Genomic DNA, 12,602 nt, shown 5'->3' on the forward strand with positions numbered 1-12,602 from the left:
TTTTATGAATTGGGTGACCCAAACTCTGCTCAAAAACATCCTTAATTTCTTTAGCAGTAGCTATCTTACCGGTAAGTGCTCTTTCAATAAATGGTTCTAAAAGTGCTTTTTCACTCTCTGTTGTCAAATAGAAATTGCGTCTTCCACCTTTACCTGGTCCCTCAAGTATTTTAGGCCCTAAACGATTATATTGGGATGTCAGATTGCGTACTGTTTGTTCTGCCACTCAAAGATGAAGAGCTATCTCTTTGGCTGACCTCGGCGCTATCAGCGCATTCAGTATTACCAACCATTTCTGTACTCGCCAAAAGCCTGTGGTCTCCCTTAGCTTCTCTTTTATCTCTTCTGCTGTCAGATGTTCCAACACTTTCGTCTTTTTTATCATTACTACCCCTATGTTTTATTTTTAGAGATAGTATAACATTATACTTATTAGATTGCTACTTGGTATTACTCTTCCGGCTTATTATCCTTTTCAGCTGATTTCCCAATTCCTACAATCATGTTTTCCGGGCCCACGTCCATAATCCTGACCCCCTGGGTGTTTCTGCCGGTTACCGGAATGTTCTCTGCCGGTGTGCGTATCAGTTTGCCTGCCTTAGTGATAAGCATTATCTCATCATCATCACGCACCTGGATGAGCCCCACCGCTTTGCCGCCTTTTTCCGTTATCTTTATTGAGATTACCCCCTGTCCGCCGCGGCTTTGTGCATTATACTCAACTGCCTTTGTTCTCTTACCGTAACCCAGCTCTGTTACCGTTAGCAGGGTTGACCGATCATCTGTTACATCAGCCGACACTACCTCATCTTTGCTCTTTAAGCGAATGCCGATAACTCCTCGCGCCCCACGCCCCATATCTCTGACATCGTCCTCGTTAAACCTGATGGCATGTCCAAACTGTGTTCCTATTATCACATCAGATCGCCCGTCTGTCATCTTTACCGCTATCAGCTCGTCATCGTCATCAATTGAAATCGCTATGACCCCCTTGCTGCGAGGATTGCTGAATTCTGAAAGCTGCGTTTTTTTCACAATACCCTTTTTTGTAAACATCATCAGATAGCCGCTTTGGAATCCTTTAACTGGAAGCGCCGTAGCCAGTTTTTCACCCGACTGTAACTGAAGCAGATTCACTATCGCCTTGCCCTTTGTTGCGCGCCCGGCCTCCGGTATCTGATAAATCTTAAGCCAGTAGAGCCGCCCCAAATTGGTAAAAAACAGTATGTGATCATGCGTTGAGCCAATAAATAGTTGCTTAACGTAGTCCTCTTCACGGGTTTCCATCCCAATTGAGCCCTTACCGCCGCGCCTCTGCCTCCGGTACTCCGAAAGCGGATTTCTCTTTATATAGCCGTTATGGGAAACGGTAATTACCATCTCCTCCTCGGTTATCAAATCTTCAACTGAGATTTCTGAGGCATCAGCCACAATGTCAGTGCGTCTCTCATCGGCATACTTTTCCCTGATTTCCAGAAGCTCAGTCTTTATAATTTGAGCTATTAGCGCCTCACTTGCCAGTATTGCCCTAAGGCGCTCAATCTCCTTTATGACCTCATTGTACTCACTTACGATTTTTTCCCGCTCAAGACCGGTCAATCTCTGCAGGCGCATCTCAAGGATTGCGTTAGCCTGTATCTCAGAAAGTGGAAATTCAGTTATAAGACCGCGCCGTGCTATCTCAGGAGTTTGTGCCGCCCTAATCAGGGTTATTATAGCGTCAAGGTTATCAAGGGCAATTTTAAGTCCCTCCAATATGTGGGCACGCTCCTCAGCCTTTCGTAAATCAAAGCGGGTGCGGCGAATCACTATCTCACGCCTGTGCCTGAGGAAATGGCTAAGTATGGTCTTAAGCCCCATAACTTTTGGCTGCCCCCCGGCAAGCGCCAGCATAATCACCCCAAAGGTGGACTCCATTGCCGTGTGTTTGTAGAGATTATTTAAAACCACCTGAGCCATTTCATCCCGCTTTATCTCTATCACCATACGGATGCCGTCACGGTCTGACTCGTCCCTCAAATCAGAAATTCCCTCTATCTTTTTCTCTCTTACCAGCTCCGCTATTTTTTCCATAAGACGCGCCTTATTTACCTGATACGGCAGCTCTGTCACAATGATGCTCTCTCCGCTGCGCCCCCGTTGTTCAAAATTAGCCTTTGCCCGCACCTTTATCTGCCCGCGTCCGGTCTCATAGGCATTGATAATCCCCTGTAGTCCAAATATGATGCCTCCGGTTGGAAAATCAGGACCCTTAACGAATTTCATCAAATCACGCGTTTGCACCTCTGACTCCGGCGTTTCAAGAAGATATACCAGAGCATCAATAACCTCGCCCAGATTGTGCGGAGGAATGTTTGTAGCCATGCCAACGGCAATACCAGAGGCCCCGTTTACGATAAGATTTGGCACAGTCGCAGGTAACACTACGGGCTCCTCGGTGGTTTCATCAAAGTTAGGGATGTAGTCAACCGTTTCCTTATCTATGTCGTTAAGTAGCTCCTCGGCAATCTTAGAAAGCCTCGCCTCAGTGTATCTGTACGCCGCTGCAGGGTCGCCGTCCATGGAGCCAAAGTTGCCCTGCCCGTCAATTAACGGATACCTCATGTTAAAATCCTGTGCCATACGCACCAGCGCATCATAGACCGCGCTGTCACCATGAGGATGGTACTTCTTTAGCACCTCCCCAACAACACCGGCGCACTTTGAGTACCGCCTGGTAGAGAGCAGCCCCTCTCTGAACATTGCATATAGAATTCGTCTTTGAACGGGTTTTAAACCGTCCCTGACCTCAGGCAGCGCCCTGCCGATTATTACGCTCATAGCGTAATCCAAGTAGCTTACCTTCATCTCCTCTTCTATGTTTATAGCTATCGTTGACATGGTTTTCCTTCTTTATTTATTGGGTTATTTCTGTTTAAACTATATATCAATATTCCTGGCCTCAAGAGCATGTTTGGTTATAAAGTCCTTTCTGGGCTCAACCGCATCTCCCATTAAAATTGTAAACATAGCGTCTGACTGCACCGTGTCTTCTATGGTTACCTGAAGAAAAATCCGCTTTTCAGGGTCCATCGTAGTCTCCCACAACTGATGAGGGTTCATCTCCCCTAACCCTTTATACCGCTGTATGTGAAGTCCTTTCCTTGCTATTTTCATGATAAACTCAAGCACCTCAGTTGATGTCCCAAACTCATTATCCACACCCTGATGGCTTATCACATAGGGAGGCTCCCCCATATCCTCTACGATTGCGTAATAACTCCTCAGTTCCTTATATTCCGGGGATTTTATGAAATTAAAGTTAATCAGGAGCCCCTTATTTTGTCTTTCAAGCTTTACCGAATAACTCATGTGCTCTTTATCAAGCACTATCTCACCCCACTCGGTGTCTTTGTACTTTTCTTTTAGTAAGGCAAGAAAGTCCTTAAATTTTTCTTCATCTTTTATAATAGTCTCGATTTCTTTAAATTTCAACACGTATCGGAGCAAATCGCCATCATTTTGCCGCCTTACGTGCCATTCTATTAGTTTTTCATAGGACATCAGTCTTTTAAAGTGGGTTAGAAGCGGTTTACCCCTGACTTTTGAACCCCTGATGGTTGCCTCAAGCTCAGAGACGGCAAGCTCAAAGAGCATATCTTGCATTTCAGTATCGTTTTGTACGTATTTTTCGGTTTTACCCTTTTTAACTTTATACAGTGGCGGCTGAGCTATGTAGAGATAACCACGCTCTATAATCTCCGGCATCTGACGATAGAAGAAGGTCAGTAAAAGTGTTCGAATGTGCGCCCCGTCAACATCTGCATCAGTCATTAGTATTATTCTGTGATAGCGGAGCTTTGCTATATCAAATTCATCGGAACCTATCCCTGTGCCAAGCACCGTGATAAGAATCCGAATCTCCTCGGAGGATAGCATTTTATCAAACCGTGCCTTTTCCACGTTTAAAATCTTACCCCTAAGTGGCAGGATGGCCTGAAACCGCCTGTCGCGCCCTTGTTTAGCTGAGCCTCCTGCCGAATCCCCCTCCACTATGTATATCTCACTCTGTGCAGGGTCCTTTTCCGAGCAATCGGCAAGTTTGCCGGGAAGTCCGGAGTCCTCAAGAGCACCCTTTCTGCGTGTTAATTCCCTTGCTTTGCGGGCAGCATCCCTTGCCCTCAACGCTTGAATGGATTTTTCTATTATTTTTTTAGCCATCGAGGGGTTCTCTTCAAAGTACTTACCCAGTGAGTCATTGACTATTGACTCTACGATGCCCTTTATTTCGGTATTACCCAGCTTCATCTTAGTTTGCCCCTCAAACTGGGGGTTTTGTACTTTTACGCTGATTACTGCGGTTAGCCCCTCTCGCACATCCTCGCCGGATAGAGAGCCGCCTTTCATAAGTCCTGCTGAACTTGCATAGGCATTAGCGGTTCTTGTAAGGGCTGCCTTAAATCCAGTAAGATGAGTCCCGCCCTCACGCGTGTTTATGTTATTGGCAAATGTGTAGATAAGCTCCGTGTAACTGTCGTTATACTCAAGGGCAATCTCCACGTGACAGCCCTCACGCTGCCCGGATATGTAAAGAGGCTTATCCTGCACACAAATCTTGTTCTTATTCAGATGCTCAACAAAAGACACAATGCCGCCCTCATAGATAAACGTGTGCTCCCTGCCTGAGGTCTCCTCGGCAAGCGATATTTTCAGGCCTTTGTTAAGAAAAGCAAGCTCTCTTAAGCGCTGGGCAAGAGTGTCAAAGTTAAACTCGGTGATTTCAAAAACCTTTGGGTCTGGTTTAAATGTTATCTTTGTACCTCTTTTATCTGTCTCACCAACCACTGTAAGCCCGCATGCCGGTTTCCCGCGCTCAAACCGCTGCTGATAAACCTTGCCCTCTTTTTTTATCTCTACCTCAAGCCACTCACTAAGTGCATTTACCACCGAAACTCCTACTCCATGGAGTCCGCCTGAGATTTTATACGCTTTAGAATCAAACTTGCCGCCGGCGTGAAGCTCCGTCAGGACTATTTCCGCTGCGGTACGTTTTTTAGGGTCTCCAGGGTGCACCTCAACCGGTATCCCTCTGCCGTCATCTATAACCGTGCAACTGCCGTCATGATGCAACATAGCCTCCACACACGTACAATGCCCGGCCAAAGCCTCATCCACACTGTTATCCACAACCTCATACACAAGATGGTGAAGTCCCTCAATGCCCGTTGAGCCTATGTACATGGCAGGCCTTGCCTGTACCCCCTCAAGACCTTTCAGTATCTGTATTGACTCTGCCTCATAAGACACATCCCCTTGGCTGCCCTCTGAGACAACATCGTCATGACCGTTATCCATTTTATTTCACCTCTGTGTTACCTGATTATTTTTAAACAACCGATGTCTAAATTTACTAAATACTCTTTTTAACCTTTTTTACTAATACAACGCCGGTTTCCGTGTTAAAAATTATCTTTCTCCCCTGGTTTCCGCCAACATCAGAGCCGGCTATCATTATCCTTTCCTCAGAAAGTATATCCTGAGCTATCATAATGTTACGCTCACCCACATTTAAAAGCCCTGAGGAACTTTCCATTATAGCGCCACCACCAAAAACTTTTGCCTGCAGATTTCTTTTAGTACAACCAAAAGACATCACCTTCTCTATAAGCTTAGTTATTGCTATGTTTCCAAACTTTGGCGAGGCCAGTCCCTCACCGTTCCAAAGCGGCAGCAGGTAGTGGTTCATCCCGCCGCATCGCATCTGCGGATCCCACAGGCACACAGATATACAAGAGCCTAACACCGTGGTTATCTCATAGGGGGTCTTATCGGCAAGCAGAGTTCCCGGATATAAAAAGTGTGTGTTCATCTATAATCTAAAACTGCTGCTCATCGTCATCAAACAGAAAATCATTACCCTCTGAGGAGAAGGAATCCATATCCACCTGACCCTCCAGCTCCTGCAAAGTCAACGTAAACTCCGTCCATTTATCTATCTCAGAGTCAACTGTAATTTTACCGTTTATCAAATCAACGAGAGTCCTTACTATGCTTAAACCAAGACCATGCCCCTTGTGTGCTTTCATCAAACCAAAGTCAACCTGCACAAATCTGTCAAATATTGCTCTCAGATTCTTGTTACTTATCCCTATGCCATAGTCTTTCACCACTATGTGGAGTAATCCATCTGCCTTTGAAAGCTTTATTTCTACAGTGCCGCCCTCTTTGCTGAATTCTATAGCATTACTTATTAAATTAGTCATAATTAACTGTAGTTTTTCAGAGTCGGTTACAAAAAAGAACTCATTTGCGTTGACCTCTGTCTCCTGAGCAAAAACAGGTGAGAAAGAAATAGTAACGCCTTTTTTTGCCGCCATCTTACTAAAAGAATCTATGATACTTGAAATAAGCGAAACCATGTCAACCATTACGTGGGTTAGTGTAGTCTCCCCCGATTCAAGTTCTGCTGCCATAAAGATGTTTTTCAACTGGAAATCCATCACAAATGACTCCTCATGAATCAGAGCGGCTATTGATGCAATATCTGCACAATCAAGGGTTAAAGCATTTTCAGAAAGCTGAGCCGAAAGACCCATTATTGCGGTCATAGGGTTGTTTAATTCATTTTTTATATTTGACAAGAAATTACTCTTAAGCGCCTCTGACTCCTGAAGCCTTGCATTGACCTCCTCAAGTTTCTTTGTCATCATGCGGATATCGGAAAGCGCCTTTTCCTTGTCCTCAAAGCGCTTTCTTATCTCTTCTATAAACTCATCGTCTGTTAATTTTTTCATCATCGCTCTACATCCTCACCGGCATAATTACGCATCTGTAACGTTCTACACCCTCTTCCATAAACAGAGTGGGGTTTTGGCTGTCCAGAAATTTAATAACAACATTTTCAGTTTCCATGCTTAACAGCAGCTCAAGCAGGTACCGCGAGTTATAGCCAACACTCAGCGTATCGCCGTCAAATCTGACATCCATGGAATCCCGCGCCTCACCTAATTCTGGATCGTTTGCAAATATCTCCATCTCATTTTCACTTATATCTATCTTTATGATTTTACTTTTGTCGCGGTTTATCACTGCAACCCTCTTTAGGACCGCTATAAATTCCTCACGGGCTATTACGGCCGTTTTGTCGTTATTTTTTGGTATCACCTGATCATAGGCCGGGTAGGAACCCTCTATGAGTTTAGTTAGAAATTCTTTTTCAAAAAGATTAAATCTGATGTGGTTAGCAGATATATCAAACGATATATCACCCTCGATGCCGGTAAGGAATTTCTTTAGCTCATTTACGGTTTTTCGCGGCACTATGAGTTTTAATTCATCGCTAAAGGGAACGTCTATGTCAGTTTCAATAGCGGCAAGCCTGTGGCTGTCAGTGCCAACCAGCATCATCTTTTTCTGCTCTCCAAAAATATGAAACAGAACACCGTTTAGCGTATAACGCGGGTCGGCCTCACCGGCACTATAGAGTGTCTTTTCAATCATGCCAAGCAAATTGCGGGCATCTATTATGATTTGTTTGTCCCGTTCAATTTCCGGCCACTGAGGATATTCCTCGCTCTCAATACAAGCTATGCGAAAGTAGCTCTTACCGGCTTTAATCGTTACCCAATTATTTTCAGTCTCTTCAAAAACAATTTCTCCGGTAATCTCACGTGCTATTTCGTATAGTTTTTTTGCAGGGAGACAGAATTTTCCCGGCTTTTGCACACTTGCCACCGTTACCGGCTCCTTTATGGCCATATCCAGGTCGGTTGCATATATGGTGCTGCCATCGGCTCCGACACATAACAGAAAATTACTTAGCACAGGTGTAGTAGCCTTTTTCTCTATGATGTTCTGGATGTCTGAAAGCCTTTTCTGCAGCTCAAAGCTGTCTATTCTAAAATTCATATCTCACCACCTCCACACGGTTTTATGGTTTTATTCTGTTTATTAACTGTTCCACTACTTTTCCGAAGTTTTCATCGTTGCCTATTTTACTTTCAACCTGTTTACAAGCATAAATAACCGTAGCATGGTCTTTTCCTCCAAATGACTTTCCTATATCGCCAAGGGATAAATCTGTAAGCTGCTTGATAATATACATAGCCACCTGCCTGGGAACAGTGATTTCTTTAGTGCGTTTTTTAGCCTTTATGTCTATAGGTTTTATGTTAAAGTATTCACATACCATTTTTTGTATATGCTCGGCACTGATAGGTTTGAAATCATCAACAAATATGTCCTTTAAGACGTCTTTTGCCATAGCAATGTTAATAGGGTTTCCCGTAAGGTTAGAGTTTGCCGCAAGTTTTATGAGACAGCCCTCAAGCTCCCTGATGTTAGACCTGATGCGTGAGGCAAGGTAGTAGGCCATATCATCTTGCAGGAAAATCTTCTGGTTTTCCGCTTTTCTTTGTAAAATAGCAACCTTAAGCTCAATTGAGGGCGGCTGAATGTCAGCAATCAATCCCATCGTAAAACGCGACTTCAGACGGTCGGTTATCGAGGTCAGCTCCTTAGGGGGTCTGTCGGCTGAAATTATTATCTGTTTCTGCCTTTCATAGAGAGCGTTAAAAGTGTGAAAAAACTCCTCCTGCGTTTGAGTCTTGTTTGCTATAAACTGGACATCGTCAATAAGCAGAGCATCAAGTCCCCTGTACTTGTCCTTTAATTCTCCCATTTTCTCGTGTCTGATGGCTGATACCACCTCATTGGTAAACTGCTCTGATGAGACGTACATGACAGCAGCATTTGGGTCTCTGTCTATCACCATGTTGCCTATAGCGCTTATCAGGTGCGTCTTACCAAGCCCTACATCGCCGTATATAAACAGTGGATTATATGTTTTTCCCAAAGACTCTCCAACGGCAAGAGCTGCTGCATGGGCAAACTGGTTACTTGGCCCCACTACAAAGTTCTCAAACGTATATTTCGGATTAAGATGAATCCCTTTATTGGCTAATCTAGTTCTGCGGGTTTGCATTATAGTGTCTTTTTTTGCAATCTCGCTTGTCTGCGGCTGATCCACCTTAAAGACAACATTAATCTGTTTTGAAAGCACAGTCTCTAATGCCTTGTTAAACAGTTGCGGGTAATTGTCCTCTATCCATTCCCTGAAAAACCTGTTGGGAACAGACAGCACTGCACTGTGATCTTTAATCTCCAAAGGCTTAACGGGTTTAAACCAAAGCTCAAATGCTGCCCCACCTACGGATTCCTGTAAAACTCCTTGTACCTTCTGCCAAATCTCTTCAATTTCCATAAGTTTTCAACAAATTATCAACAATTGTTAATAATTCCTAAATAACTCCTTTCAAAAAATGATAATAAATTGTTCATATCTAAGTATAATTTTAAATTGTTGATAAGTGTGTAATTTGCGCTAAATACCAAACAAAAAAGCAAACACGATAAGTATCTTTTAAATCTATATTTTTTACAGGTTTTCAACATTTTACCGCCCTCTACTGTTACTACTGTTTTCTTTATATATATAGTAATAGAAGGATTAAGCATTTTTTCTCCGTATTAAATATTCCTTTATAAAAGAACCGATCTCACCATCAAGTACGGCATTAACGTTACCCATCTCGTACCCTGTTCTGTGATCTTTAATCAGCCTGTATGGATGAAGCACGTATGAGCGAATCTGATTTCCCCACTGAATGTTTTTTTTGTCACCTATGATACCGTCAAGTTTTTTCTCCTGCTCTAAGACCTGAAGCTCATAGAGCCTGGATTTAAGAATGCGCATGGCTCTTTCCTTGTTTTTGTGTTGAGAGCGTTCATTTTGGCATGAAACCACAATTGACGATGGCAAATGAGTAATTCTTACAGCCGATGAGACCTTGTTAACGTGCTGGCCTCCGGCGCCGGAGGCTCTAAAGGTATCAATTTTTAAGTCATCGTCTTTAATCTCTACTTCAATATCTTTTTCTATCTCAGGATATGCCAACACGGCGGCAAATGAGGTATGTCTGCGTTTGTTTGTATCAAAGGGGGAAATTCTTACAAGCCTGTGCACTCCTATTTCAGAGCGCAGGTAACCATAGGCATACGGGCCGCTTATAGTCATCATAACGCTTTTAATTCCTGCCTCATCCCCGTTAAGTAAGTCAATAATTTCAGCCTTAAATGAGTTTCTTTCGGCCCATCGTAAGTACAATCTCATAAGCATCTGAGCCCAGTCCTGGCTCTCAGTGCCGCCTGCCCCCGGATGTATTTCCACTATTGCGTCACAGTCGTCAAATTTCCCGCTTAGAAGGTGCTTTAACTCAAGAGAGCCAATTTTTTCCACCGTGCTGTTTAATTTCTCTTCAAACTCGGTTAAGAAAAGCTGGCCGTCCTCCTCATCAAGTATGGACACAGACTCTGAAAGGTAGTTTACATCCCCCTCCACATCAAAATAAGACTTCACTATATCCTGAGCCCTTGACTGCTTTTTCTTTAGCTCTGACACTTTCTCGTGATCAGACCAGTTGTCTTTAACACTAAGCTCTGTCTCTATATCGGATATCTCTTTAAGCAAAGTTTCCACTTCAAAGATAACCTCTGAGATGATTTAATTGCAGCTCAAGAGGTTTTATTTTTTCTTTTATTTCAACAACTCCTGTCATGTGTAATCTACCTCCGTTTAATTACCAAAAGTGCAGTGGCTATGATACTGTAAATAAGGCAAACATAAGCAAATACATCTCCAAAAACAGTGTAAAAAGTTATGTTTCCGTCAGATTTATAAATATCTCCGGTCAGGGTGGTTCTTTCAAAAAGTGGAGTTTTTTGTAATATCAGCCCTTCCGGGCCTACAATAGCTGACACTCCTGTGTTTGTAGCCCTGATGATATATTTCCCGTTTTCCACAGCCCTAAACACTGCCATTGCAAGGTGTTGGTAAGGTCCGCTTGTATCACCAAACCATGCATCGTTACTTATGGTTACGATAAAATCACCGCCATTTCTGTAAAATTTTCTCACCAAATCCGGAAATATAATTTCATAACAAATATGTGTTCCAAAACTCGCTGTCCCGCCGTCTTTAAACCTGGCCCTTGCCAGCACATAATCGCTGCCGGGGGAGAATTCTCCCATCGAGCCTACAAGCTTATCCACAAAAAAAAGCAACTTTCTCAACGGTACATACTCCCCAAACGGTACCATGTGGATTTTATCATAAACGTAATCAATTTTTCCATCTTTTCCTAATAAAACTGCACTATTGGTAAGAATTAAGTAATTACCCGCTCTGCCTCGAATCAGGTCTGTACCAAACAGTAGATTTTTTCCTAAGCGTTTCTGAAAATCAATGAAGTCCTTTGTGTATTTCTCTTCGCTCATAAAGTAAAACGTCAGGGATGACTCCGGCCACACGACAAGGTCGGCATTTTTCGGAGTTTTTTCCAAAGTCAGAGTTTCGTATATGCCGGTAATTTTCTCTCTGTTGTCCCTGTCCATTTTCATTTCCTGCGGAATGTTTCCCTGCACTAATGTAACTGTAACTTTTTCGGTGTAATTTAACGAGGGCAGTCTCTTAATTCCATAAAAGACGGTGAAAGTTATCAGCAGCGAGGCAATAAGAACCGGTTTGAGTTTTTTAACCGGATTTTCTTTAAGGGTAATATCTTTTTCAAAAAAAGCCAGAAACAAAGCGGAATTAAAAAACACAATCAAAAAAGATATGCCATAAACAGAGGTGATGTCAGAGATTTGGATTAGATTAATAAATTTGTACTGAGAGTAGCCAAGGAGTGACCATGGAAAGCCGGTTATAATGATTCCTTTTAAGTACTCAAGACAGACCCATATAAAGGGCGCTCCGTAGCAGGCACGCCTGAGAGACCATTTCTTTGCCATAAGCCACAACATGAGAGCAAACACAGCTATATAGAGGCTTTGATACAGACAAAGCAGAAAAACAATAAACAGGCTTAAAATAAACGGAATACCGCCAAAGTGGTTAAGTGAGTGATAAATCCAGTACTGAGTGCCGAAAAAAAAGAAAAGTCCTGCTATGAGTCCGGAAAATATGGCCTGTAGCTTATTTTTTGCAGCCGTAACAGAGTAAAACAGAGGCAAAAGAGCTGCCCATGCAAGGGAAAAGAGCTCTGGTTTTGGGAAAGCAAGAAACAGCAGCACACCGGAGAGTGACGGCATTAGATAATTAATAAAAAAAGGTTTGGAATTAAGTTTTTTAATTATGCTTGACAACTTACAAGTGAAATTGTGTAATATATCCATTGTGTGGGCAGTTAGCTCAGTCGGTAGAGCAGAGGCCTGAAAAGCCTCGTGTCCGCAGTTCAATTCTGCGACTGCCCACTCTTTTTTTCTTAGTATAAAAGTGCTTATTCATGGTTTTCCATTTAGTAACCATATATTATAAACAAAATTACGGTAAATAAGCTAACAGTGGAGACTTTTTTCCTACCGGGAAAAAAGCTTTCGTTAAAAATAGTTACCATACATTTACAAAACCATCCATTTATGCTATATATAATAAGCATAAATGGAAAAACAGGAAAACTCCCATGAAAATCAATGACTTATTAACGCCCTTTAATCCGTGGCAGCACGTTGACAGTGCGGAAAGCGCCTTTAAACATCTGCCCGCGTTTCACCGACCTGTGTTT

The 12,602-nt window shown here is 42.9% G+C and carries 10 protein-coding genes and 1 tRNA gene; 1 reads left to right on the top strand and 10 read right to left on the bottom strand.

What is annotated here, in order from left to right:
* The 10 genes from HQK88_15145 to lnt form a co-directional block, all read right to left on the bottom strand.
* On the bottom strand, nt 1–226 hold a 226-nt coding region (locus HQK88_15145; GenBank protein ID MBF0618137.1), incomplete at its 3' end, for a hypothetical protein.
* On the bottom strand, nt 227–385 hold the full coding sequence (locus HQK88_15150; protein ID MBF0618138.1) for a hypothetical protein: 159 nt from the start codon (nt 383–385) through the stop codon (nt 227–229).
* Between the two features lie 65 nt (nt 386–450).
* On the bottom strand, nt 451–2,880 hold the full coding sequence (gyrA, locus tag HQK88_15155) for a DNA gyrase subunit A (GenBank protein MBF0618139.1): 2,430 nt from the start codon (nt 2,878–2,880) through the stop codon (nt 451–453).
* Nucleotides 2,881–2,919: 39 nt separating this feature from the next.
* A complete protein-coding gene (gyrB, locus tag HQK88_15160; protein MBF0618140.1) occupies nt 2,920–5,334 on the bottom strand; it encodes a DNA topoisomerase (ATP-hydrolyzing) subunit B in 2,415 nt (804 codons plus the stop codon).
* Between the two features lie 55 nt (nt 5,335–5,389).
* Complete coding sequence (locus HQK88_15165) at nt 5,390–5,848, bottom strand: chemotaxis protein CheD (GenBank protein MBF0618141.1); 459 nt, start codon at nt 5,846–5,848, stop codon at nt 5,390–5,392.
* 7 nt (nt 5,849–5,855) lie between these two features.
* Nucleotides 5,856–6,776, bottom strand: coding sequence for a HAMP domain-containing histidine kinase (locus HQK88_15170; GenBank protein ID MBF0618142.1), 921 nt, complete (start codon nt 6,774–6,776; stop codon nt 5,856–5,858).
* 4 nt (nt 6,777–6,780) lie between these two features.
* Nucleotides 6,781–7,887, bottom strand: a complete 1,107-nt coding sequence (dnaN, locus tag HQK88_15175) for a DNA polymerase III subunit beta (GenBank protein ID MBF0618143.1) — start codon at nt 7,885–7,887, stop codon at nt 6,781–6,783.
* Between the two features lie 22 nt (nt 7,888–7,909).
* Nucleotides 7,910–9,241, bottom strand: coding sequence for a chromosomal replication initiator protein DnaA (gene dnaA / locus HQK88_15180; protein MBF0618144.1), 1,332 nt, complete (start codon nt 9,239–9,241; stop codon nt 7,910–7,912).
* 246 nt (nt 9,242–9,487) lie between these two features.
* Nucleotides 9,488–10,595, bottom strand: a protein-coding gene (gene prfB / locus HQK88_15185; GenBank protein MBF0618145.1) for a peptide chain release factor 2 whose coding sequence is annotated in 2 segments (ribosomal slippage) — nt 9,488–10,522 and nt 10,524–10,595 — 1,107 coding nt in all. Because the reading frame shifts where the segments join, the coding sequence is not laid out codon by codon here.
* 7 nt (nt 10,596–10,602) lie between these two features.
* Complete coding sequence (gene lnt / locus HQK88_15190; GenBank protein ID MBF0618146.1) at nt 10,603–12,213, bottom strand: apolipoprotein N-acyltransferase; 1,611 nt, start codon at nt 12,211–12,213, stop codon at nt 10,603–10,605.
* 5 nt (nt 12,214–12,218) lie between these two features.
* Between lnt and HQK88_15195 the strand changes: the two genes are divergently transcribed.
* Nucleotides 12,219–12,291, top strand: a tRNA-Phe gene (locus HQK88_15195).
* Nucleotides 12,292–12,602 lie beyond the last annotated feature (311 nt).

The sequence above is a fragment of the Nitrospirota bacterium genome (assembly GCA_015233895.1).
GTDB lineage: Bacteria > Nitrospirota > Thermodesulfovibrionia > Thermodesulfovibrionales > Magnetobacteriaceae > Magnetomonas.